Source organism: Pleomorphomonas sp. JP5, from assembly GCF_023721815.1.
In the GTDB taxonomy this organism is placed as follows: Bacteria; Pseudomonadota; Alphaproteobacteria; order Rhizobiales; family Pleomorphomonadaceae; genus Pleomorphomonas.
This window is the reverse complement of record NZ_JAMDLI010000007.1, coordinates 829027-851138: the sequence shown is the minus strand read 5'-3', so window position 1 is coordinate 851138 and position 22112 is coordinate 829027. Positions and strand designations below refer to the sequence as shown.

The 22112-nt window shown below is 63.6% G+C and carries 23 protein-coding genes, 1 tRNA gene and 1 riboswitch; of the genes, 16 read left to right on the top strand and 8 right to left on the bottom strand.

Going from position 1 to position 22112, the window contains the following annotated elements:
* Positions 1-119: 119 nt before the first annotated feature.
* Entirely contained in the window at positions 120-1004 is an 885-nt protein-coding gene (gene lsrF / locus M4J40_RS10860; protein WP_251754149.1) for a 3-hydroxy-5-phosphonooxypentane-2,4-dione thiolase, read from the bottom strand.
* A gap of 366 nt (positions 1005-1370) precedes the next feature.
* Here lsrF and M4J40_RS10855 point away from each other — a divergent pair, with 366 nt between their 5' ends.
* The 5 genes from M4J40_RS10855 to M4J40_RS10835 all read left to right on the top strand — a co-directional run bounded on the left by M4J40_RS10855 (position 1371) and on the right by M4J40_RS10835 (position 6187).
* Complete coding sequence (locus tag M4J40_RS10855) at positions 1371-2321, top strand: sugar-binding domain-containing protein (RefSeq protein WP_251754148.1); 951 nt, start codon at positions 1371-1373, stop codon at positions 2319-2321.
* Positions 2318-3883: an autoinducer-2 kinase gene (gene lsrK, locus M4J40_RS10850; protein ID WP_251754147.1), complete on the top strand. Its 1566-nt coding sequence runs from the start codon at positions 2318-2320 to the stop codon at positions 3881-3883. The genes M4J40_RS10855 and lsrK overlap by 4 nt, the downstream gene beginning before the upstream one ends.
* Positions 3884-3966: 83 nt before the next feature.
* On the top strand, positions 3967-4320 hold the full coding sequence (locus tag M4J40_RS10845; protein ID WP_251754146.1) for a cupin domain-containing protein: 354 nt from the start codon (positions 3967-3969) through the stop codon (positions 4318-4320).
* A gap of 153 nt (positions 4321-4473) precedes the next feature.
* Positions 4474-4785, top strand: a complete 312-nt coding sequence (locus tag M4J40_RS10840) for a plasmid stabilization protein (RefSeq protein ID WP_251754145.1) — start codon at positions 4474-4476, stop codon at positions 4783-4785.
* Positions 4786-5125: 340 nt separating this feature from the next.
* Complete coding sequence (locus tag M4J40_RS10835; protein WP_251754144.1) at positions 5126-6187, top strand: NAD(P)-dependent alcohol dehydrogenase; 1062 nt, start codon at positions 5126-5128, stop codon at positions 6185-6187.
* A 278-nt stretch (positions 6188-6465) separates the two neighbouring features.
* Here the strand turns inward: M4J40_RS10835 and M4J40_RS10830 are convergent.
* From M4J40_RS10830 to M4J40_RS10820, 3 genes are all read right to left on the bottom strand, one after another.
* Positions 6466-6539 (bottom strand) — tRNA-Gly (locus M4J40_RS10830).
* A gap of 34 nt (positions 6540-6573) precedes the next feature.
* Positions 6574-7674, bottom strand: a complete 1101-nt coding sequence (locus tag M4J40_RS10825; RefSeq protein WP_251754143.1) for a 2'-deoxycytidine 5'-triphosphate deaminase — start codon at positions 7672-7674, stop codon at positions 6574-6576.
* A 132-nt stretch (positions 7675-7806) separates the two neighbouring features.
* Positions 7807-9213: a GGDEF domain-containing protein gene (locus tag M4J40_RS10820; RefSeq protein WP_251754142.1), complete on the bottom strand. Its 1407-nt coding sequence runs from the start codon at positions 9211-9213 to the stop codon at positions 7807-7809.
* Between the two features lie 216 nt (positions 9214-9429).
* Positions 9430-9509: riboswitch (SAM riboswitch) on the top strand.
* A gap of 59 nt (positions 9510-9568) precedes the next feature.
* Between M4J40_RS10820 and M4J40_RS10815 the strand changes: the two genes are divergently transcribed.
* The 7 genes from M4J40_RS10815 to nudC all read left to right on the top strand — a co-directional run bounded on the left by M4J40_RS10815 (position 9569) and on the right by nudC (position 14795).
* Complete coding sequence (locus tag M4J40_RS10815; protein WP_251754141.1) at positions 9569-10762, top strand: O-succinylhomoserine sulfhydrylase; 1194 nt, start codon at positions 9569-9571, stop codon at positions 10760-10762.
* 47 nt (positions 10763-10809) lie between these two features.
* Positions 10810-11160 carry a MarR family transcriptional regulator gene (locus M4J40_RS10810; RefSeq protein ID WP_251754140.1) on the top strand — a complete coding sequence of 117 codons (351 nt, stop codon included), beginning with the start codon at positions 10810-10812 and terminating at the stop codon, positions 11158-11160.
* Positions 11157-12041 carry an NlpC/P60 family protein gene (locus M4J40_RS10805; protein WP_251754139.1) on the top strand — a complete coding sequence of 295 codons (885 nt, stop codon included), beginning with the start codon at positions 11157-11159 and terminating at the stop codon, positions 12039-12041. Before M4J40_RS10810 ends, M4J40_RS10805 begins: the two co-directional genes overlap by 4 nt.
* Positions 12042-12140: 99 nt before the next feature.
* Positions 12141-12983 (top strand): transporter substrate-binding domain-containing protein, encoded by an 843-nt coding sequence (locus M4J40_RS10800; RefSeq protein ID WP_251754138.1) that lies wholly within the window; start codon positions 12141-12143, stop codon positions 12981-12983.
* 30 nt (positions 12984-13013) lie between these two features.
* The gene (gene apaG / locus M4J40_RS10795; protein WP_251754137.1) at positions 13014-13406 is read left to right on the top strand and encodes a Co2+/Mg2+ efflux protein ApaG; all 393 of its coding nucleotides are present in this window, start codon (positions 13014-13016) and stop codon (positions 13404-13406) included.
* Between the two features lie 117 nt (positions 13407-13523).
* Positions 13524-13799 (top strand): DUF6460 domain-containing protein, encoded by a 276-nt coding sequence (locus M4J40_RS10790; RefSeq protein WP_251754136.1) that lies wholly within the window; start codon positions 13524-13526, stop codon positions 13797-13799.
* A 60-nt stretch (positions 13800-13859) separates the two neighbouring features.
* A complete protein-coding gene (gene nudC, locus M4J40_RS10785; RefSeq protein ID WP_251754135.1) occupies positions 13860-14795 on the top strand; it encodes an NAD(+) diphosphatase in 936 nt (311 codons plus the stop codon).
* A gap of 3 nt (positions 14796-14798) precedes the next feature.
* Here the strand turns inward: nudC and M4J40_RS10780 are convergent, their stop codons facing one another.
* Together M4J40_RS10780 and M4J40_RS10775 are read right to left on the bottom strand one after the other, a co-directional pair.
* Complete coding sequence (locus tag M4J40_RS10780) at positions 14799-15683, bottom strand: prephenate dehydratase (protein WP_251754134.1); 885 nt, start codon at positions 15681-15683, stop codon at positions 14799-14801.
* Positions 15684-15813: 130 nt separating this feature from the next.
* Complete coding sequence (locus M4J40_RS10775; RefSeq protein WP_405030743.1) at positions 15814-16560, bottom strand: 3-deoxy-manno-octulosonate cytidylyltransferase; 747 nt, start codon at positions 16558-16560, stop codon at positions 15814-15816.
* A gap of 231 nt (positions 16561-16791) precedes the next feature.
* Here M4J40_RS10775 and M4J40_RS10770 point away from each other — a divergent pair, with 231 nt between their 5' ends.
* On the top strand, positions 16792-17391 hold the full coding sequence (locus tag M4J40_RS10770) for a cytochrome c family protein (protein WP_251754132.1): 600 nt from the start codon (positions 16792-16794) through the stop codon (positions 17389-17391).
* A 42-nt stretch (positions 17392-17433) separates the two neighbouring features.
* Here M4J40_RS10770 and M4J40_RS10765 read toward each other — a convergent pair whose 3' ends face one another.
* Together M4J40_RS10765 and betI are read right to left on the bottom strand one after the other, a co-directional pair.
* Positions 17434-18312, bottom strand: coding sequence for an EamA family transporter (locus tag M4J40_RS10765; protein WP_251754131.1), 879 nt, complete (start codon positions 18310-18312; stop codon positions 17434-17436).
* 68 nt (positions 18313-18380) lie between these two features.
* Positions 18381-18965, bottom strand: a complete 585-nt coding sequence (gene betI / locus M4J40_RS10760; RefSeq protein WP_251754130.1) for a transcriptional regulator BetI — start codon at positions 18963-18965, stop codon at positions 18381-18383.
* 289 nt (positions 18966-19254) lie between these two features.
* On the opposite strand from betI, the gene M4J40_RS10755 reads away from it, so the two are divergent.
* From M4J40_RS10755 to M4J40_RS10745, 3 genes are read left to right on the top strand one after another with little or no spacing between them, the layout of a single operon-like run.
* Positions 19255-20190: a choline ABC transporter substrate-binding protein gene (locus tag M4J40_RS10755; RefSeq protein ID WP_251754129.1), complete on the top strand. Its 936-nt coding sequence runs from the start codon at positions 19255-19257 to the stop codon at positions 20188-20190.
* A 33-nt stretch (positions 20191-20223) separates the two neighbouring features.
* A complete protein-coding gene (gene choW, locus M4J40_RS10750; RefSeq protein ID WP_251754128.1) occupies positions 20224-21054 on the top strand; it encodes a choline ABC transporter permease subunit in 831 nt (276 codons plus the stop codon).
* A 10-nt stretch (positions 21055-21064) separates the two neighbouring features.
* Positions 21065-22111, top strand: a complete 1047-nt coding sequence (locus M4J40_RS10745; protein ID WP_251754127.1) for a glycine betaine/L-proline ABC transporter ATP-binding protein — start codon at positions 21065-21067, stop codon at positions 22109-22111.
* Position 22112: the final 1 nt, after the last annotated feature.

The following is a 22112-nucleotide window of genomic DNA, read 5'->3' as shown; positions in this document are numbered from 1 at the left end:
CTCCCAACTTACTTGGAAACGCCGGGCTTTACCCGCGTTTCGGCACCCCTCCTCCGGGGCGACCCTCCGGGGCCGCCATTAGGGGCCCCGGAGGTGCGGTTCGCGGTCCTTGTGGCTGCTCAGGCCGCCTTGGCCTTGCCGGCCTTGTAGATGTCGTAGGCCTTGTCGACACTCTCGCCGTCATGCACCACGGCGCGCACGGCGGAGATCATCGCCACGGGACAATCGGACTGGAAGATATTGCGGCCCATGTCGACGCCCGCAGCACCCTGGTCGATGGCACGCCAGGCCATTTCAAGCGCGTCGCGCTCGGGGAGCTTCTTGCCGCCGGCGATGACGATCGGAACCGGGCAGCCGGCCACGACCTTCTCGAAGCCATTGTCGATATAGTAGGACTTGACGATATGGGCGCCGAGTTCGGCGCAAATGCGGGTGGCGAGACCGAAGTAGCGGGCGTCGCGCGCCATGTCCTTGCCAACACCGGTCACGGCCATGGTCGGGATGCCGTAGCGGTTGCCCGTGTCGATCAGCTTGACGAGGTTGGCGAGCGACTGATGCTCGTACTCGGCACCAACATAAACGTTGGTCGTGATCGCCGATGCGTTGAGGCGGATGGCGTCCTCGATGTCGACCGCCACCAGTTCACGCGACAGTTCGGTCAGAACGCTCATGCCACCGGAGCAGCGCAACACGACGGGTTTGCGGCTGTCGGCCGGCATGGTCTGGCGAAGACCGCCGCGCGTACACATCAGCACATCCGTGTAGGGGACGAGCGGACGGATTGTCAGATCCAGCCGCTCCAGGCCGGTGGCCGGTCCCTGAAAGTAGCCGTGATCGAAAGCCAGCATAACGGTATGGCCGCTCTTGGGCTGGAAGATGCGCGCCAGGCGGTCCTGCATGCCCCAATCGAGCGCGGCGGAGCCACGCACGGGGAATGCCTTGACCTCCACCGGCTGGTCCAATCCGAAATCCTTGCCTTCTCTCACGTCGTCCAAATCGGCCATGGGGTCCTCCAAGGGGGTGCGGGGTCTGCAATCAGCAGTACCAGTCGTTCAAATGAACACCGCCTTATCAATTGCACACCCGATTATTCGCTGCAGGGCCCACATCGTCAACCCAGATTCTGCACATAAGTGATAGTGACAGCCATTGGAACCGACCTGCAAATCCGACGCAATATGACAGATAAGCCTCAACTCATTGATTTGTATTTATTTTTCAAAAGTCGACATTTTGCCGCATGCGACTTAATGATGATCGAGAACATCACATCTTGCGCTTATGTGCGCATCGTGATCATATGATCGTCGATAACGACGTTCGAGCTCTCCATTGGGAGTGCCCGTGCAAATGTCATGAAGGTGAGTGACGTGAACGAAGCCTATGACGAGTTGGCTTTTGAGCCGCACGAGGAAGAGCTGCTGAGCCGCGTTGCCTGGCACTATTACCACGATGGTCTGACGCAGAGCGAAATCGGCGAGCGGCTCAACCTGTCTCGCATCAAGGTGTCGCGCATGCTGGATCGCGGCCGAAAGATGGGGCTCATTCATGTCCACATCAATTCGAGCTATGGCGGCTGCTTCGCCCTGGAAGCCCGCCTGCAGGAGCTATACGGCCTTGATGAAGCGCGCGTCATCCCGGCTCAGGAGACCGGCAACGTCAACGATCGGCTGGCGGAGGCCGCGAGCCAGTATCTGATGGGCCGCCTCAAGGACCAGGAAATGCTGGCCGTGGGCTGGGGCGCCACGGTGATGGGCACGCTTCAGCGGCTCTCCCGCACGCTCTCCTATAAAGACATCTCGCTGGTCAGCCTCACCGGCGGTGTATCCGCCTACATCGAAGGCGTCGCCTCCGGTCGCTCCTCGCAGAACGTCCACCTCATTCCCGCCCCGCTCGTCGTGTCGCAGGAGAGCATCGCCGAGGCGATCCGGGCCGAGCGGCACGTCGTCGAAGTGATGAGCATGGCCCGTACCGCCAACTATGCGCTGGTCGGCATCGGAGCCGTAGCCGACGAGGCCACGCTGATCGCGTCCGGTTACGCCAGCCGTTCGCAGTTCGAGATCTTCCGCCGCCAGGGCGCCGTCGGCGACATCATCGGCATCTTCTACGACCAGACCGGCGAGCCGCTCGACCTGCCGTTCCACAAGATGCTGGTCGGCCTCGACTTCGAGGCTCTATCGGCCATCCCGCAGGTCATCGCCGCGGCCGGTGGTCCCAAGAAGGTCGATGCCATTCGGGCCGCCGCCCGCGGTGGCCGCATCGACGTGCTGATTACCGACGAGCCGACCGCCCAGGCCATTATCGAGAAAGATCAAGCATGACCAGTCCTCACGTTCTCGCCATCGATGCCGGTACAGGTAGCGGCCGCGCGGTCATCTTCGACAAGGGCGGTCGTCAGGTCGCCGTCGCGCAGGAGGAGTGGACGCACCTCAGCGACCCTCGCTACCCCGGATCCATGGAGTTCGACTGCTCCGCCAACTGGGCGCTTCTCGCCGGCTGCGTACGCCGTGCACTGGCCTCGGCCAACTTGCCGGCTTCGGCCATCCGCGCCGTCAGCGCCACGTCGATGCGCGAAGGCATCGTGCTGTGGGACAAGGACGGGCGCGAGCTTTGGGCCTGCGCCAACGTCGACTCGCGCGCCTCCGACGAGACCAAGGCTCTCAAGGCGGCCATGCCGGACTTCGAGCGTGAGGCCTATGCCGTGACCGGCCAGACGTTCGCGCTGGGCGCCATTCCGCGCCTCAAGTGGATCGAACGTCACCTGCCGGACGTCCATGCCCGCACGGCGCGCATGTGCATGCTGTCCGACTGGATCGTCGCCCGCCTCAGCGGCGAAATCGCCTGCGATCCCTCGAACGGCGGCACCAGTGGCCTTCTTGCGCTCGACACCCGAACCTGGGATGCCGACATCGCCCGCCGCGCCGGCATCGACCCCGCCATTCTGCCGCCCGTTCACGAGACGGGCACCGCCATTGGCCGCGTGACGGCCGCCGCCGCGGCCGACACGGGCCTCGCCGTGGGAACGCCGGTTGTGGTCGGCGGCGGCGACGTGCAGTTCGGCGCACTCGGCCTCGGCGTCGGTCGTGCCGGCGAAGCGGCCGTGCTTGGTGGCACATTCTGGCAGGAAGTGGTCAACATGCCCCGCCCGATCGCCGATCCGGCCATGCGGGTGCGCGTCAATCCGCATGTCGTACCGGGCCTCAGCCAGGCCGAAGGCATCGCCTTCATGGTTGGCATGACCACCCGCTGGTTCCGGGACGCCTTCTGTGACGAGGAAAAGCGGATCGCCGGCGAGCGGGGCATCGACGTCTATGCGCTTCTCGAGGAAAAGTCGGCCACCGTGGCGCCCGGCGCCAATGGCATCCTTCCGATCTTCTCTGACGTGATGAACTGCGGCGCCTGGTATCATGCCGCGCCGTCGCTCCTCAACCTGTCGCTCGATGCCACCGTCTGCGGCAAGCCCCAGATCTTCCGCGCCATCCAGGAGAATGCCGCGATCGTCGCGTCGGAGAATCTCCAGCTGGCGGCCAATCTCGCCGGCGTAACGCTGACCGATCTCGTCTTCGCCGGCGGCGCCTCCAAGGGCGCCCTATGGGGGCAGATCCTCTCCGACGTCACCGGTTTGCCTGTGAAGGTGCCGGAAGTGACCGAAGCGACGGCGCTGGCCGCCGGTCTCGCCGCGTGGGTCGGCATCGGCGAATACGCATCGCTGCCGGAAGCGGCCGACGCCGTCGTCCGCTGGCGTCGGCGCTATGAGCCGAATATCAGCCGCCATTCTCTCTATGGGGAGGTTACCGAGCGCTGGCGCGAGGCCTACGCCGCCCAGCGCCGTCTCGTCGACGCCGGCATCACCCGCTCGATGTGGAAGGCCCCCGGTCTCTGACGCCGATCAAGGTAGAGCGGCAGCGCCGATTTTCAGATTCAAGCAAGGACCGCCGTCCGGACGGGGACGGCGACGGAGAAGCAATGTTCAAAACCAAAGAAGACGAGCACACCTATCGCTTCGGCGATCATGGCCCCAAATATCTGCTGCGCGGCCCTCGCGTCGACATCGGCGTCGTCACGTTGCTGCCGGGGCAGCACTTCAACACGCACAAGCACCAGCACATCGAGGAGAACTTCCTGACGATCGCCGGCGAGGTTCACATGTACGTCGACGGCGAACTGCATGTGCTCGGGGTCGGCGACTTCCTGCGCTGCGAACCCGGCGAAGGCCACCATGTCGTCAACCGTGGCGACACGCCGTGGAAAGCAGTGTTCGTCAAGGCGCCCTACGACCCCAAGGACAGCGTGCCGATCGCCTGGTCGCCTGAGGAGTAGGTGGATCGCCGGGCCCAGCTTCGGTGTGAAGCCGCGTTCGTATGGAAGCGGCAAGAAATGGAAAAGCCCGGCGGCAACCAACTCCGCAGGGCCCGGAACTTTCCTGCAAGCGAGTGGTTTTGTGGAAACCCGCCCGTTGCAAGGAGACATTCCATGCCCCGTGGAGACAAATCCGCCTACACCGACAAGCAGAAGCGCAAGGCCCAACACATCGAGGAGAACTACGAGTCGCGCGGAGTGCCCGAGGATGAGGCGGAACGACGCGCTTGGGCGACCGTGAACAAGGAAAGCGGTGGCGGCAACAAGTCCGGATCCGGACGTGGCCATCCCGATACCCACGAGTCCTCCGAGAAGGGTGGACGGAGAGGCGGTGCGGCCTCGGCTTCCCGGTCAAAGGAGGAACGCTCGGCGTCCGCCAAGAAGGCCGCCGCGACGCGCAAGCGCAACCGGGAACGGACAGCCTGACCATCGGCGCCGAAACGGATAAAGAGATCGAACCCTCTCCGAGTGCCGGGGGACATCAACGATTGCGCTTTTCTGCCCCTTCACAAGGAGCCACGCAAGGTCGTCTCCGGCAGGCCAGCATGGTTCATCGGCGCTCCCAGGCGCTCAAGCATACGTACCATTCCGTACCGAGTTTCATTGCCGAGGGGCTAAATCGATTTCTAATCCTTTATATTCCACTTTACCGCGACCAAGACCGCGAGTTCAATTTCCTTAGTCTTTACATAGGTATAATCCGATATTGCCCGCTGCCGAATAAAATCTAGAGTCTTTCTGTCAAGTTTGATGGAAGGAAAGAGAAATGCGTGGCTTCGCAATGTTGGGGATTGGCCGGACCGGGTGGATCGAGAAAGAGGCGCCCAAGTGTGGACCGATGGACGCAATCTGCCGCCCAATTGCGCTAGCCCCTTGCACGTCAGATACGCACACCGTTTGGGAAGGGGCATTGGGAGATCGCCACAATCTCATTCTTGGCCACGAGGCGGTCGGTGAAGTGGTCGAGGTCGGATCGCTGGTGAGGAGCTTCAAGCCAGGGGACAAGGTGCTTGTGCCGGCGATTACCCCGGACTGGAACTCGCTCGAGGCACAGGCGGGCTACTCGATGCACTCCGGCGGAATGCTGGGCGGATGGAAGTTCTCGAACAGCAAGGATGGCGTCTTCGCCGAGTTCTTCCACGTCAATGACCCGGACGGCAACCTTGCCCATCTCCCCGAGGGCATCGATCCGGCGGTCGGGACGTTACTCGCCGATATGATGCCGACAGGCTTCCATGGCGTTGAACTGGCGGACGTGAAGTTCGGCGACAGCGTCGCAGTGATCGGCATCGGACCTGTCGGCCTGATGAGCGTGGCAGCGGCGGCTATCGGTGGCGCCTCGCGTATTTTCGCAGTCGGCTCCCGCCAAAGAACCATGGACATCGCCATTGAATATGGCGCCACCGACTGCATCAACTACCGGAATGGTGACATCGGCGAGCAGATTCTTGAGAAAACCGCCGGAAAAGGCGTCGACAAGGTGATCGTGGCCGGTGGCGACGTCGACTCGTTCATTCCGGCCACCAACATGATGAAGCCGGGCGGCACGATCGGCAACGTCAACTACCTTGGCTCAGGCGACTACATCAAGCTCCCGCGTTCCGGCTGCGGTTGCGGCATGGGTCACAAGAGCTTCCGAGGCGGATTGATGCCCGGCGGACGGCTCAGAATGGAAAAGCTCGCTGCGCTGATCACGTCGGGCCGCATCGATCCAAGCAAGCTCATCACCCACCGTTATGAGGGGTTGGAGCACGCCGAAACGGCATTGATGCTGATGAAGGACAAGCCGGCCGACCTGATCAAGCCTGTCGTCACCATCAACTGGTAGCGCACGCGTAACCTTAGGTACTGGAAGCCATCCGCTACACTGCGGATGGCTGCTCGCGGCGGACAATACTCTCGGGCGGGGGCCTTTTCACCTTCACCTTGCCGGCACTTGGCAACGGTGAGCGCACGAGCTCTATCCGCTCCACCAGAGGGCGACAAAAATCAGAGAAGCAGTCGGGGTACCTTCCAGAGTCGCGGCAAGATCGTCAAAGGGCGAGTGACACGAGTGACACGACAGCAAAAACTAAAACTTTAAAATATTGATTTTATTGAAGAAATTGGAGCGGGTGAAGGGAATCGAACCCTCGTATTCAGCTTGGGAAGCTGCTGCTCTACCATTGAGCTACACCCGCGACGAGCCTTAGATCGCAGTCTCGCTCGGCGCTGTCAAGAGGCCGCTTTGGGGCGAAAATGCTTGGAGAGCTTCAAGCCCTGCGCCTGGTAGTTCGACCCCATGCCCTGCCCGTAGAGCGTCGCTGGCACTTCCACCATGTGCTCGTAGACAAGACGGCCGATGGTCTGGCCGTGATCGAGGATGAAGGGCACGTCATGGCTCCGCACCTCGAGCACGGCGCGGGCTCCCTTGCCGCCGGCCGGGGCGTGCCCGAAACCGGGGTCGAAGAAGCCCGCATAATGGACGCGGAACTCGCCGACCAGCGGGTCGATGGCGACCATTTCAGCCGCCGTCTCGGGTGGTACCTGCACCGCCTCACGCGACACGAGGATATAGAATTCATCCGGATCGAGAATCAGCGACGTCCGGCCGCGCGCCTTGATCGGCTCCCAGAAATCATCGACATCCTGCGACGCCTTGGCATCGACATCGAGCACGCTGGTGTGCCGTCGGGCGCGATAGCCAATCAAAGCCCCCTCCCCTGCACCGGCAAGGTCGATCGACAGCGTCAGGCCGTGTTCGAAACGCGGTTCCAGATCGACCAGCGGATACCGGGCATGGAGCAGGGCCAGCGCCGCGTCGTCGAGGCGCGCATCGCCCCGGCGGAAGCGGACCTGGCTGAGCCGTGAGCCCGAACGAACCTTGATCGGAAAGGTACGCGGCGACACTTCAACCCATAGTTGGCCATGATAGCCGGCGGCGATCTGGTCGAATGCGACGCCATGGTCGGTGATAAGGCGGGTGAAGACGTCGATCCGGCCGGTCGAGCTCTTGGGGTTGGCCGAGGCGGACACCTCGTCGGGAAGCGCAAGAGATTCCAGAACCGGTACGAGATAGACGCCGCCGGTTTCCAGCACCGCCCCAACGCTGAGATCGAGTTCGTGCAGCGCGAGATAGTCGAGCTTGTCCTCGACGGTGGAGCCGCCGCCAGGCAGGAAGCTCGCCCTCAGCCGATAGGCGACCGGACCCAGGCGAAGGTCGAGGCTGGCCGGCTGGATCTGGTCCGCATCGAGTGGCCGCGTCGACGCGATCGCGCCGGCATCGAACAGTTCGCGAATGCGGTGAGCGGGAAGAATGCCGGCGATATCGGTCATGAGAGTACAGAGCGTCCGAAAAGCAAGATACGAGGCCGACACCGAAAGGCGCGGCCGGACTTTTCAAAGCTCTAGCCTGTTTTGTTGCCCTTGGAAACTCGAAGAGGCGTCGGACTCGAAGAATGAGGGGACTCAGATGCCAGCAGAGGAAAGCATCATCAACCCTTCAGGCGGCATCTCGCTGCGCATGCTCTTGCGATAGAACCGAACCCGACCCTTGCCGTCCTGCTTGGCGGCGTAGAGAGCGGCATCGGCCTTGTGCAGCAAGGCTGCGACATCAAGGCCGTGCTCGGGCGCCAATGCAATGCCAATGCTGACACCGATGACCAGCGGCCGGCCGTTGTAGTGATAGGGGTTGCTCAGCGCGGCCAGCACCGTCTCGGCCCGCGCCTCGGCCAACAGCCGATCGTCGGTCGGGATAACCATGACGAACTCGTCGCCACCGAGCCTGGCCACCGTGTCCTCCGTCCGGCAGAACTCGCGCAGACGGCGCGCCACCCCAACCAGCACGGCGTCGCCCGCGGCGTGGCCGGCACTGTCGTTGACATCCTTGAAACCGTCGAGATCGAGGTAGAACACCGCAGCCCTTGCGTCCTCGCCGCGCTTCGGCTCGAGCAGCCTTTTCATGCGGTCGAGCAGCAGCAACCGGTTCGGCAAGCCGGTGAGCGGGTCGTGCAGCGCCTTTTCCTCGTTGACGCTGATCAGCCGGACGGCGCGACGGGCGAAGACCAGCACCACGGCCGTCAGCACCAGATAGGCCGCAAAGACCAAAGCCAATCCCGGTCCAATGGCCTTGATGATCTCATCGCCAGGCAGAATGGGATCCCACACCAGAGAGTCGCCCATGGTGCCGTCCTGACTCATCAGGCGGAGGCGGCCAGGACCTGTCGTGGTCTGACCGAAGGCCGGCTCGTAACTGAGATTCGGCAAGAGGAAGGTCTCGGCAATCCTCCTGAGGCTGGACCGATCCACCCGGCGGCCGATCACCAGAGCATAGCCGTCGTCGGCCGGCTTTCTTCTATCGGCGACGGCATGAACGCCGCTGATCGCGAACAGCACGGGCGCTCCGTCGACTGCGATGAGCTGGGTCGTCGTGTCGGCAAGGCGGCCAGCGCGCCAACGGGCGATCAACTGACCAAAGGCCGGCGGTAGGATGCCGCGGGCCTCCACCGACACGACGCGACCGTCCACGCGCGAGAACAATGTGCGATCATCCGGCCCGACAACAAAGAAAAAGGCCTCGGCGTCGACTGCGAGCAAGTGGCTGGAGATCCACTCAACGTCGAGCGCATCCACGACATGCGCGGCCGTTTCGTCACGGCCTGCCATACCGCCAGCCAGACTGGCGAGCTCATCGGCGAAATGGCGGAGCGCCTGTCTCGCCGTTCGCTGCTGGAACTCGTTCGAAAGGTTGTTCTGCTTGGACGACAGCATGAGTACGCCTGCCATGGCGCCGGCGAGCAAAACGGCGATCAAGCCGAACATCGGCAGGATCACTCGCAAGAAAAATCGGCGATCAAGGCTGGTCGTCGGGCTCATAGGGTCTCCGCAAGAGGGGCGCGCATGACGGTTATTTTGCCTGCCATCAACCAACAATCAGTGGAGGTTCGCGATTAATCTCGGTATGGCGAAAAATATCTTACGCGAGTGAGCAGTTTCGCCGTTGTCCTTTGCCTCTTGCGGCGGCACTGCTCCGATCATGCAACGGAGAGCAATGATCGGCCGCTTGACGTTTGTCGGCGCTTCCCCTAGCGTAACGTCACTCGTGGTTCTTTGAGCCGACCGGCTTGCCGCCACGCTAAAAAATGCTGCTAAAAGGTCGGGACGGACATGTCGATTGTTGACACCCGGCTCGCCTATGCGCAGCCGGGTTCGCTTTTTTCGGACCTCGACGATGAAGGACGAAGACATGACCAAGGCCAACTGGCATCCCGATACCGCTCTCGTGCATGGCGGCAGCCTGCGTTCGCAGTGGGGCGAAACGTCCGAGTCGATGTTCGTGACGCAAGGCTTCGTCTACAACAGTGCCGAGCAGGCGGAAGCGCGCTTCCTCAATCTCGATCCGGGCTTCCAATACAGCCGGTTCTCCAACCCGACGGTGACCATGTTCGAGGAGCGCATGGCGCTGCTTGAGGGCGCCCCGGTGGCACGGGCGACGGCTACCGGCATGGCGGCGGTCACGGCGGCCATTCTGTCGCAGGCGTCGGCCGGCGACCATATCGTGGCGGCGCGTGCGCTGTTCGGCTCCTGTCGCTACATCGTCGAAGAACTGGCGCCGCGCTTCGGCATCACCTGTACGCTGGTCGATGGCAGAGACCTCGACCAGTGGCGGGCGGCGGTCCAGCCCAATACGCGCGTCTTCTTCTTCGAAAGCCCGACGAACCCGACGCTGGAAGTGGTCGATATCGCCGCCGTGGCCGAGATCGCCCACGCGGCCGGCGCGCGCCTCGTGGTCGACAATGTCTTCGCCACCGCACTCTATCAGAAGCCGCTCGAACTCGGCGCCGACGTGGTGGCCTATTCGGCCACCAAGCATATCGACGGCCAGGGCCGTTGCATGGGCGGCGTCGTCCTTTGCAATGAGGAGTTCCTGGAGAAGTATCTGCAGGTGTTCCTGCGCCAAACCGGCCCGACCATGAGCCCGTTCAATGCCTGGGTGATGTTGAAGGCATTGGAGACCTTCTCGCTCCGGGTGAGCAGGCAGGCCGAGAACGCGGCGAAGATCGCCGCTTTCCTCGAGGGGCATCCCAAGATTGAGAAGGTGATCTATCCGGGTTCGGCGAGCCACCCTCAGGCCGATATCTGCCGCAAGCAGATGACCGGAGGATCGACCATGATCGCCCTGGAGGTGAAGGGCGGCCGCGAGGGCGCCTTCGCCGCCGTGAACAAGCTCGGCATCATCAAGATTTCCAACAACCTCGGCGATGCCAAGAGCCTCGTCACCCATCCATCGACAACGACGCACCAGCGCTTCACAGAGGAAGTCCGTCAGGAACTCGGCATTCGTCAGGGCCTGCTGCGCCTCTCGGTCGGCCTCGAACATGCCGACGACCTGATCGCCGATCTCGATCAGGCGCTCGGCGGCTGAGGCCCAATAATAACGCCTCCGAAACGAATTCGGTGTAGAAGGGGCGCATGCCGATCGACATGCGCCCCGCTCAGGCCCTCAGACTCTGGCACGACGTCTCTCTCGCGATCGTGCGTGAGAACGGCGCAGACCTGTCGCCGCGCCAGATTACCGTGCTGCTCACGGTCTATCTCGAACCGCCACCGCATACTGTGCGCGGGCTTGCCGAGAAGCTCGGCGTCACCAAGCCGGCGATCACCCGCGCCCTCGACACCATGGGCGAGTTGAAACTCCTGGGGCGTAGGCGCGACGAAGCCGACAGACGGAACGTCATTGTGCATCGCACCGTGGAAGGGGCACTGTTTCTCGAACGCCTCGCCGACACCATCGTGGACAAAGCCAGGGAACTGCCGCGTTGACGACCGATCGCCGTACCACTTTAGCTCGCCCTGACCTCGCCGATACCGCGCTCGCCGGCCTCGTGACGGCCGAGCGCTACATCGAGCCGCGACCGGCCAGGATCGTCGCCCCTCTCGCCGGCCTCCGGCGCGAGCCACGCTTCGACTGCCCGCTCGAGAGCGAGGCAATCCATGGCGAAGCCGTCCGGGTGCTCGATACCGATGACGAGGGCTGGGCCTTCGTCCAGATGGAGCGCGACGGCTACGTCGGCTACATGCCGGCCGAGGCGCTGTCCTTCTCGGCGCCGGAGCCGACGCATGCCGTGTCGCAACTGCGCTCCTTTGCCTTCTCAGGGGCCGATCTCAAGCTGCCCGTCGCCTACCCGCTGGTCCAGGGGGCACTCGTTGCGGTCACCGGCGAAGTGGAGCGACGCAATCTCGTCTATGCGCTGCTCCCAGACGGCACGGCCACGGTGATGAAACATCTTCGGCCGATTGGATCGCCACTAACCGGCAATTATGTCGCCATCGCCGCTACTTATGTCGGCACGCCCTATCTGTGGGGCGGTTCGTCGAGCCTGGGCATCGACTGCTCGGGGCTCGTCCAGAGAGCCCTTGCCGAAGTCGGCGTCGCTGCCCCCCGCGATACCGACCAGCAAGAGACAAGCGTCGGCGAAACGATCGACTGGAACGGCGACCCCGATGCTCTCCAGCGTGGCGATCTCGTGTTCTGGAAGGGACACGTCGGCATCGTCGCGGGGCCGGATCGACTGTTGCACGCCAACGGCTTTCACATGGCGACGGTAATAGAGCCGCTCGGCAGCGCCATTGCCCGCATCGCCTCGGGTGGTGAGCCGGTCACGAGCGTCCGCCGGCTTTCCGGCTATCCCACAAAGGGATGATCGAACGATCGGGCGGCGAGAAGCAGAGGCTTCCGCCTGCACCGAAGTTCGGCTAGCCTCGTGGGAGCTTCATTTCCGCGGTCGCCGAGTGTACCGAAGATGCGCTTCTCCAAAGCCTTGATTGCCGCAAGTCTGGGCATCGTCCTCTGCCTCTTCGGTCCATCCGTCTCATCTGGCAGCGCCGCCGATTCCGGCTATCCTCGACTTGTCCCTCCCGGTAGCGGGACGGCTGCGGGCGCGAGCCCGCCGTCCATTCGCTTCGTAACCGCCGACGATTTCCCGCCCTTCAACTTCATCGACGGTTCGGGCCTGATCACCGGCTTCAACGTCGAGGTCGCCAGGGCGATCTGCACTCGTCTTGCCATTCCCTGTACGGTCCAGATACGGCCGTTTCCGCTCCTGCTTGACGCGGTGCGCGAGAACAAGGCCGACGCCATCGCCGCAGGCGTCGCCGATACGCCGGCCCTGCGTCGGCATCTTGCCTACTCTGTTCCCTATTTCAGAGAGCCGGCACGCTTCGTCCGCCGATGGCCGGCTTTGGTGGAGCCATCGCCACATTCGCTTTCGGGAAAAACGGTGGGCGTCATCGCCGGCAGCCGTTATGCCGATTTCATCGGCGACTTTTTCCCGGCCGCCAAGCTTCACCCATCGAGCAGCGAGGCGGAGCTGTTCGCTTCTCTCAAGAGTGGAGAGGTGGACGCCGTTTTCACCGGCGCCGTCGGGGCTTCCTTCTGGCTGGCCGGACCGGTCGCCAAGGGCTGTTGCGCCTTTTCCGGAGGCGCCTATACCGAGCCGGCCTATTTCGGCGACGGCATGAAGATCGCTGTCGCCGCAGACAACACAGCGCTCAAAGGCAGCATCGACAGCGCCTTGCGGGCGCTCGATGCCGACGGCACGTTGGCCGATCTCGCCTTGCGCTTCTTCCCCGAAAGCCTTTACTGACGCCGAGCAGCAACTCGGGATGCACCCGCCATGTTCACAGCCGTCAGCCATGAGATCGCCGTAACGGTGGAGCCGAGCTACCTCCCAGCAGAGTCCGAGCCCGAAGAGCACCGCTACGTCTGGTCTTACCGGGTGGTCATCGCCAACCACGGCCGGCGCGCCGTACAACTGATGACCCGCTTCTGGGAGATCACCGACGCCAACGGCCTCCGTCGCACGGTGACCGGTCCGGGCGTGGTGGGGCAGCAGCCGATCATCGAACCGGGCGAAGCCTTCGAGTATACCAGCGGCTGCCCGCTATCGACGCCGAGCGGCATCATGTCAGGCAGCTACCGAATGGTCGACGATCGCGGTACGACGCTCGATGTCACGGTTCCCGCCTTCTCGCTGGACAGCCCCATGGCCGAACGTACCTTGAACTAGCTGATGCCCGAAACGGCTTCGGTGTCACCCCTGCCGATCGCCACTGACCGCTGGACAAGGCCGGTTGCCGCGCCTATCTGTCGGCGACCTCCCTAACCGGAAAGCCGGAGCGTTTCCATGTCCGACCGTTTCGTGCGCCTGTTCGGCGACAGCCCGGCGCGTCTCCTTCTCAGGCTCGTCATTCTCTCTCTTGTCGTCGGCGTCGTTCTCGCCGCACTCGGCATAGAGCCCTACGATATCGTGACGTCGGCACTGCGCTTCGTCGACCGCATCTGGTCGATGGGCTTCGACGCCGTCGATCGCGTCTGGCGCTACTTCCTGCTCGGAGCCGTGGTGGTGATCCCGGTCTGGCTGGTGCTGAGACTTCTCAATATCGGTCGCAACCGTTTCTGACGGACGGCCTCAAGCACCCGGCCGGCGGTGAGAGCCGGTCCACTGAAAGCGAACGACACGATGATCTTGCCTTCCGAACCTCCCTTCGGCTTCGACTGGTCCAGCCACAACACCTACTCGATCAATCAGCTTCATCGACACTCCGAACAGCGTACCGACGAAGCGCTCGTGCAGCGCCACCTCGTCGACCCGCGCCGACGGTTGATGATGCTGTTCGGCGACCGTGTGCTGGTGAAGTCGGGCCGTCTCGACTTCGAGGGAACCGCCGCCGATGCGCTGTTTCAGGAGACCGAGACGAAGATTTTTCTCGGCCTGGACCCCGAGGAGCGCCCGTGGTTCGCTGGCGAGTTCAAGAACGAGCCCGAGCTTGAGCCCGGCGAGAGTCTTGTCGACCTTCGCAGCCTTGCCCGCGACGCCCTGGTTGGCGCCGATGGTCTCGGTCCGGTTGCCCAGGCGCGCGCGACGCTGTTCTGGCACCAGCGCCACCGCTTCTGCGGCGTCTGCGGTGCGCCGACGGTCAGTATCGCCGCCGGCTACCAGCGGACCTGCACCGGCTGCGGCACCCAGCACTTTCCGCGCACCGACCCGGTGGTGATCATGCTGATCCAGGATGGCGAGGACCGGGTGCTGCTCGGCCGCACGCCGCGCTTCGAGGCGGGCATGTATACCTGCCTTGCCGGGTTCATGGAGCCGGGCGAGACGGTGGAGGACGCCGTGCGCCGCGAGGTGAAGGAAGAATCCGGCATCGACGTTGGCGCCGTCCGATATCATGCCAGCCAGCCGTGGCCGTTTCCGGCCAACCTGATGCTGGGCTGTTATGGCGAGGCGATCTCCACCGACATCGTGGTGGACAAGGACGAAATGGACGATTGCCGCTGGTTCACGCGAGACGAGGTCAAGGCGATGCTGGCAACCACCGAGGTCGGCAAGCTTCATTGCCCGCCGAGGCTCGCAGTCGCCCGCCACCTCATCGAGGTGTGGGCCGACCTCAAGTAGGGATCACTCTCCGGGCCGGAGTCCGAGATGGGCGGCCGGCTCGCGGATCTTGTCGCGGAACGGGCTGGCGGGATAGCTGCCGAACACCTTGACCTCGCGGCTGAAGAACTCGAGTTCCTCCATGGCGAACTTCACGGCCGGATCGTCGGGGTGTCCCTCGACGTCGGCGTAGAACTGCGTCGCGAAGAACTGGCCTTCGAGCTGGTAGCTCTCCAGCTTCGTCATGTTGATGCCGTTGGTGGCAAAACCACCCAGGGCCTTGTAGAGCGCGGCCGGAATGTTGCGGACACGGAAGATGAAGGTGGTCACCGTCGGCGTTCCGTAAGGCGGGGCAGCGCGCGGGCGCGGCGACAGGATGATGAAGCGAGTCGTGTTGTGAAGCGTATCCTCGCAGTCGGCCTTCAGCACGTCGAGGCCATAGATATCGGCGGCGAGAGATGAGGCGATGGCGGCACGCGTCGGATCGCCGGCCTCGGCGATCTCGCGGGCCGAGCCGGCCGTATCGGCGCCGACGATTGGCGTGATGCCGAGCGAGCGAAGGGTCTGCCGGCACTGCCCGAGCGCCTGCACGTGGCTTTGCGCCGTCTTGACGTTCTCGAGACGCGCGCCCTTGACGCCGAGAAGCTGGTGATGAACCGGCAGGAAATGCTCGCCAATGATATGGACGTCGGCATGCGGCAGAATGTGGTGGATGTCCGCGACCCGCCCGGCGGTCGAGTTCTCGATCGGAATCATGCCGAGGTGACCGCCCCCCGAAGCAAGCGCAGCAAAGCAGTCCTCGAAGGTCGGACAGGCGATGGCCTCGCAATCGGGATAGACTTCGAGGGCAGCAAGATGGGAGTTGGCGCCCGGCTCGCCCTGAAACACGACCTTCAGCTTTTCCGACATCGTTCTCTTCCGCTTTTTCAAAAGGCGGAAAGCGGCATAGCAGCCGCGCCGGGGCAATTCCAGCAAAAGCGGATATCGGACCGGCCTTCGAAGCCGCGTCTTGAGGGGCGACGTGCCTTCGGGCCGGCCATCATCCCTTGAGCGAGGCGCCGATGATCTCCCTGGCGCGATCCAGATCGTGCTGCGTGTCGACACCGAGCGGCACATCGTCGACGATGGCCGCGTCGATGCGCATGCCCGCTTCGAGAAGGCGAAGCTGCTCCAGCCTCTCGCGCCTCTCGAGCGTCGATGGAGGCAGCGTCACGAAGCGGGCGAGCGCCGAGCGGCGATAGGCGTAAAGGCCGATATGATGGTAAAGCGGCCCATCGCCGTAAGGCGCGGTGGCGCGGCTGAAGTAGAGCGCCCTGAGGCGACGCTCGGCCACCGGCGAGCCGATGACCTTGACCACGTTGGGGTCGACCTTTTCCTCGTCACGAACAATCTCGGCCGTGAGCGTGGCAACGTCGACCGCAGAATCGAGAAGCGGGTCAAAACAGGCACGAACGGCGGACGGAGCGATGGTCGGCAGATCGCCCTGCACGTTGACGATCACCTCGACCCGGCCATCGGGATCGGCCTTGGAAAGAGCTTCGAAGATGCGATCCGAACCGCTCGGATGGTCGGGGCGCGTCAACACCGCGCGACCGCCCGCCGCTTCGATGACCACCTTGATGGAGGGATGGTCGCAGGCGACGACCACCTCGCCGATCCCGGCCTCGACGGCCCGCCGCCAGACGTGGACGATCATCGCTTCGCCATGGATATCAGCAAGCGGTTTGTCCGGCAGGCGCGTCGAACCGAGGCGCGAGGGAATGATCACCAAGGTGTTCGGCTTCACTTCGGACACGTTCAATCCTCCGGTAGGGCGGCAAAAGGCATCGACCGACGCACTTTCGGGCCGCGCTTTATACGGCGCGGCGCGACCTGAGGATAGTTTGCAGGAGGGAGCAAAATCCCGTATATGCTGCCGAGTGTGGCCAGAAATTTCTGGCGAGGTCCATTCCTAAACCGACAAACGTCACGCGCGCCAGGGCGAGCGCCGCGCGACCTCAAGGAGCCGGTGTCCCCGATGTCACTGCAACCCAACAAGATTCTCGGCGCCGTACTGGCGGTCGCCGTCGTCGTTTTTGCCGTCGATTTCGTCTCCAACCAGATTTTCGCCAAGCAGGACCTCAAGACACCCGGCTATGTCATCGACATGAATGCCGCCCCCGCCGTTGTTGCAACAGAGGCTCCCGCGGCCGGATCGAATGCGTCGGCCGCCACGCAGCAGGCCGCCGCCCCCGCGGCATCGCCCGCTTCGGACGTGGCGCCAATCGCCGAACGCCTCAAGACGGCCGACGTCGCCGCCGGCGAGAAGACCTCCAAGGTATGCGCGGCCTGCCATTCCTTTGCTGATTCGGGTGCCAACAAGGTCGGTCCCGGCCTTTGGGAAGTGGTCAACCGCAAGCCCGGCACGCATGAAGGCTTCAAATACTCGCCCGCCATGGCGACCTTCGGCGAAACCCACACCTGGGACTACGCGACGCTTGACATCTACCTCACCAATCCCAAGGCCGAGGTTCCCGGCAACAAGATGGCCTTCGCCGGCATCAAGAAGCCGCAGGACCGCGCCAATCTGATCGCCTATCTCAGGTCGCTTTCGACCAATCCGGCGCCCTTGCCGTAAGCAAGGCAGTTGGAGCGGGGCAGAATGAGCATTGGGCGGCCTTCAGGCCGCCCTTCGTTTTTTGGCGAAGGCCGGCAGTGGCAAGGCGATGGTGGCAAGACCGAGAAGGATGAGCCCCATGCCGGCGACGCGCAGCGGCGAGAAGGTCTCTCCCAGCACCAGCCAGGACGACAGCGTGCCGAACAGCGGCACCAGAAGCGAAAAAGGGGCCACCGTCGAGGCCGGGTGGTTCTTGAGAAGGAAGCCCCAGAGGCCAAAGCCGACCAGTGTGGCAAGCAAGGCGAGATAGAGCACCGAGCCAGCGCCGACCAGCCCCATGCCGGCGACGCCCGAGACGATGGCCGGCCAGCCCTCGAAGGCGAGCGATAGTGCAAACAGCGGGATTGGTGGCACGAGGCTCAGCCAGACCATCATCGGAAGCATGTCGGCCTTGCCTGCGCCCCGCATCAGCACATTGCCCAGAGCCCAGCTCGCGGCGGAGGCGATGGTCAGACCGAGACCGACCACCGTAAAGTCGCCGCCCACCGTCGTGGCGATGGTCATGAGTCCGAGAGCGGCGACCCCGGCGCCGGCGAGCTGGCGCGGCTTCGGCCGCTCCCCCAGGGCGATAGCCGCGAACAGGATGGTCAGAAAGGCCTGACTTTGCAGCGTCACCGAGGCAAGTCCCGGAGGCATCCCGAGCTTCATTGCCGGAAAGAGAAAGGCGAACTGACCGACGAACAGCGTCATGCCCACCGCGATCATCCGCGCCAGCGGCACGTTCGGCCGTGCGAGAAAGACGACTGGCAGGGCGGCGACAACGAAGCGGAGGGCCGCGAGGAGAAGTGGCGGCACCGAACCCAGCCCAAGGCGAATCACGACGAAGTTGAAGCCCCAGATCGCCGTGACGAGGACGGCGAGGGCAATGTGGCGTGCGGGCATGGGCGAAAAGCTCCGGAGGGACGGTGGAGCCTAACGGTGCGTCGCGCCGGACGCAAATGGGGAAGTCGTCACGCTCCGGCGACGGCGAGGCGCCCATCGAGATAGTCGCGAAGGATTCCGAGCGCCTCGCCGGGGGAGCGATGAAGCGTCGGCAAGGCCGCATGCAGCCAAAGCCCATCGATCATCGCCGCGATGCCTCGGGCCAGGGCAGGCGCCCCCTCGCCCACAAGCGGCCGCAGATCATGCCGAAGATTGGCTTCGAGGCGCTTCAGGTAAATGGCGAGCAGACGCGCGGCCCCCTTGTCGTGGATCGATTGCATGTAGAAGGCGAGCCAAGCGGAGATGACGGCCGGCGAGAACTGCTCGGGCGCAAAGCTCGCTTCGAGAATGGCGTCGACCCGCGCTCGCGGGTCCTTCGCATCGACAAGGCGTCGGCGGGTAGCGAGCGCGAACTCGCCGAGAAGGTGCCGCATGGTGGCCGACAGAAGTTCGTCCTTGGAACCGAAATAATGATGCGCAAGCGCGGGCGAGACGCCTGCCCGCTTTGCGATGTCCCCCATGGTCACGCCATTCAGTCCGCGCTCGTGAATGGCCTCGACGGCCGCGACCACCAACTCCAACCGGCGGATCGGCTGCATGCCAAGCTTCGGCATCACGTTCTCCCTCGCTGTCCGCTACAGCATATTTTTAATTGACTGTTCAATCAATAAAAAACAGAAAGCGTAATTCCGACCATCTTGAAACGGACAGGCATCCCGGCAGTCGACAAATACGCTGAGAATGGCCAATCTCGGCGCCGTGCCGGAAGTAATCCACTATGATCGGCCAAAAAACCATTGGCATTCACTGGAAAATGCGTATTCATTTCGCTCCGCATGGTCATAAAACTTTCATGGCTCGAAGGGGCTACGCCTCCGAAGGGCTTGAGGAGCAATACAACCGATGAGATCCGCCTTTGCCGCCCTGCCGATCGCTCTTGCCCTCGCCGGTCCGGCGCTCGCCGCCGACGGCGACGCCTGCACGACCGTGCGCTTCGCCGATGTCGGCTGGACCGACATCACGGCGACCACGGGCGTTGCGTCCACGGTGCTGGAAGGGCTTGGCTATCAGCCGGAGGTTCAGCTTCTGGCGTTGCCGGTCACGTTCGCCTCGCTGGCCAACGGCGATATCGACGTCTTTCTCGGCGACTGGATGCCGACCATGGAGGCCGATCTCAAGCCTTACCTGGACAAGGGTGCGATCGAGGTGACGGGCGTCAACCTCGAGGGCGCCAAGTACACGCTGGCGGTGCCGAAATACACCTTCGACGCCGGTCTCAAGACCTTCGGCGACATCGCCAAGTTCAAGGACGAGCTCGACGGCAAGATCTACGGCATCGAGCCGGGCAACGACGGCAACCGGCTGATCCTCGGCATGATCGAAGACAACAAGTTCGATCTCTCCGGTTTCGAGCTGGTTGAAAGCTCCGAGCAGGGCATGCTGGCCGAGGTCAGCCGTGCGGTAAAAGACAAGAAGCCCGTCGTTTTCCTGGGCTGGGAGCCGCATCCGATGAATGCTCGCTTCGAGATGGCCTATCTCGAAGGCGGCGACGATGTCTTCGGACCGAATCTGGGCGGCGCCACGATCTACACCAACACGCGAAAGAATTTCTCGGCCGACTGTCCCAACCTGGGCCGCTTCCTGGGCAATCTGAAGTTCTCGCTGGCTCTCGAGAACGAGATCATGGGCGACATCCTCGAGAACGGCGCCGAAGCAAAAGATGCCGCCAAGACCTGGCTGACGGCGCATCCCGACGTGCTTGCGCCCTGGCTTGACGGCGTGACGACACGCGACGGCAAGGATGGCCTGTCGGCGGTGAAGGCCTCGCTGGGGCTTTGAGTATGACGCAGCGAAAGGGAGGCTGAGGCGATCATGGACTTCCTCACGGCCTACAAGATCCCGGTTGGCCCCTGGGCCAAGACACTGGTCGACTGGCTGACGGCCAACGGTGGTGGTGTTTTTGACGCCATTGCCGCCGTGCTGGGTGGCGCCGTGGGTTGGATCGTGCTGGCACTGCAAGCACCGCCACCGCCGGTTACCGTGGCGCTCATCGCGACGCTTGCCTTCGTGCTGAAGCGCTCGATTCCGCTTGCGCTGTTCGTCGCCGCAGCCCTCCTTTTCATCGTCAACCAAGGCTTCTGGAAGGAAACGACGCAGACGCTGGCGCTGGTTGTGGCGTCATCTGCGGTCTGCATGGGACTTGGCGTGCCGATCGGCATCCTGGCAGCCCGCCGGGCCTGGGCCATGGCCGCATTGCGTCCGGTGCTGGACCTGATGCAGACCATCCCCACCTTCGTCTATCTCATCCCAGCTCTGGTGCTATTCGGCCTTGGCATGGTTCCAGGGCTGATCGCCACGGTGATCTTCGCCCTGCCTGCCTCAATCCGCCTGACGGCTCTTGGCGTTTCCTCGACGCCGAAGCCGCTGGTAGAAGCGGCGGACAGCTTCGGCGCGACGCCGTTGCAGCGTCTCGTCAAGGTCGAGCTACCCTATGCCATGCCGCAGATTCTCGCCGGCCTCACCCAGACCATCATGCTGTCGCTGTCCATGGTCGTGATTTCCGCCATGGTCGGCGCCAACGGTCTCGGGGTGCCCGTGGTGAGAGCGCTCAATACCGTCAACATCGGCATGGGCTTCACCGCCGGCCTTGCCATCGTGCTGATCGCCATCATGCTGGACCGCATGTGCCGAATCCGCGGCTGAGGAGTTTTTTGTGTCACCCTCCCGCGTTCGCGACGCGCTGCGCTTCGAGCGCGTCGACATCGTCTTCGGCAAGAAGCCGGAAGCCGCCTTTCCTCTGATCGACTCCGGTCTGAGTCCCGCCGAAATCACGGTGGAGACCGGCCTGACGGTCGGCGCCATGCAGGCATCCTTTTCGGTGCGCGAAGGCGAGTGTCTGGTGCTGATGGGGCTTTCCGGCTCAGGCAAGTCGACGCTGATCCGTGCCGTCAACGGCCTCAATCGGGTAAGCCGGGGTCACCTTTTCGTCCGCGACGGCGAGGGAGAGGTGGACGTGGCTTGCTGCGACGCCGCGGCGCTGCGCCGCATCCGTCGCCAGCGCGTCGCCATGGTCTTCCAACAGTTTGGCCTCCTGCCCTGGCGGACTGTTGCCGACAACGTGGCGCTCGGGCTTGAGCTCTCCGGTGTCGCAAAGACGGACATCGCCCGACGCGTTGAGACCGAGCTGGCACGCGTCCATCTCGCCGACTGGGCCGACCGGCGGGTTCAGGAGCTTTCCGGCGGCATGCAGCAGCGGGTGGGCCTTGCCCGGGCCTTTGCGACCGAGGCGCCAATCCTGCTGATGGACGAGCCCTTCTCCGCTCTCGATCCGCTGATCCGCGACAAGCTACAGGACGAGCTGATCGATTTGCGTGCCGAACTGAAGCGCACCATCCTGTTCGTCAGCCACGACCTCGACGAAGCCATGAAGCTCGGCGATCGCATCGCCATCATGGCCGGCGGACGCGTGGTGCAGGTAGGCACGGCGCAGGAGATCATGCTCGCGCCGGCGACGCCTTATGTCGCCGAGTTCGTCGCCCACATGAACCCGCTGACCGTGCTACGCGCGTCCGACGTCATGGCGTTGGCGGACGATCTTCCTCACGAGGAGGGAAGCGCGGTGGTCGCCCCCGCAACGCCGATCCGCGAAGTAATGGCCGCCTCCGTCGCCACCGGCAAGCCGGTTCTTGTGGAAGACGATGGCAAGATCGTGGGCTCCATCAGCTCGGAGGCGATCGTGAAGGCCATCCTCAGGAAGTAGC

Bases quoted from the DNA above. Each gene is read 5' to 3' on its own strand.
- M4J40_RS10765 (WP_251754131.1), bottom strand. From the start codon at position 18,312: ATGCCCGCACGCCACATTGCCCTCGCCGTCCTCGTCACGGCGATCTGG.
- M4J40_RS10780 (WP_251754134.1), bottom strand. From the start codon at position 15,683: ATGTCGGAAAAGCTGAAGGTCGTGTTTCAGGGCGAGCCGGGCGCCAAC.
- M4J40_RS10770 (WP_251754132.1), top strand. From the start codon at position 16,792: ATGTCACTGCAACCCAACAAGATTCTCGGCGCCGTACTGGCGGTCGCC.
- M4J40_RS10810 (WP_251754140.1), top strand. From the start codon at position 10,810: ATGCCGATCGACATGCGCCCCGCTCAGGCCCTCAGACTCTGGCACGAC.
- M4J40_RS10840 (WP_251754145.1), top strand. From the start codon at position 4,474: ATGCCCCGTGGAGACAAATCCGCCTACACCGACAAGCAGAAGCGCAAG.
- M4J40_RS10845 (WP_251754146.1), top strand. From the start codon at position 3,967: ATGTTCAAAACCAAAGAAGACGAGCACACCTATCGCTTCGGCGATCAT.
- nudC (WP_251754135.1), top strand. From the start codon at position 13,860: ATGATCTTGCCTTCCGAACCTCCCTTCGGCTTCGACTGGTCCAGCCAC.
- M4J40_RS10835 (WP_251754144.1), top strand. From the start codon at position 5,126: ATGCGTGGCTTCGCAATGTTGGGGATTGGCCGGACCGGGTGGATCGAG.
- M4J40_RS10790 (WP_251754136.1), top strand. From the start codon at position 13,524: ATGTCCGACCGTTTCGTGCGCCTGTTCGGCGACAGCCCGGCGCGTCTC.
- M4J40_RS10755 (WP_251754129.1), top strand. From the start codon at position 19,255: ATGAGATCCGCCTTTGCCGCCCTGCCGATCGCTCTTGCCCTCGCCGGT.
- M4J40_RS10825 (WP_251754143.1), bottom strand. From the start codon at position 7,674: ATGACCGATATCGCCGGCATTCTTCCCGCTCACCGCATTCGCGAACTG.
- choW (WP_251754128.1), top strand. From the start codon at position 20,224: ATGGACTTCCTCACGGCCTACAAGATCCCGGTTGGCCCCTGGGCCAAG.
- M4J40_RS10820 (WP_251754142.1), bottom strand. From the start codon at position 9,213: ATGAGCCCGACGACCAGCCTTGATCGCCGATTTTTCTTGCGAGTGATC.
- lsrF (WP_251754149.1), bottom strand. From the start codon at position 1,004: ATGGCCGATTTGGACGACGTGAGAGAAGGCAAGGATTTCGGATTGGAC.
- M4J40_RS10815 (WP_251754141.1), top strand. From the start codon at position 9,569: ATGAAGGACGAAGACATGACCAAGGCCAACTGGCATCCCGATACCGCT.
- lsrK (WP_251754147.1), top strand. From the start codon at position 2,318: ATGACCAGTCCTCACGTTCTCGCCATCGATGCCGGTACAGGTAGCGGC.
- betI (WP_251754130.1), bottom strand. From the start codon at position 18,965: ATGCCGAAGCTTGGCATGCAGCCGATCCGCCGGTTGGAGTTGGTGGTC.
- apaG (WP_251754137.1), top strand. From the start codon at position 13,014: ATGTTCACAGCCGTCAGCCATGAGATCGCCGTAACGGTGGAGCCGAGC.
- M4J40_RS10800 (WP_251754138.1), top strand. From the start codon at position 12,141: ATGCGCTTCTCCAAAGCCTTGATTGCCGCAAGTCTGGGCATCGTCCTC.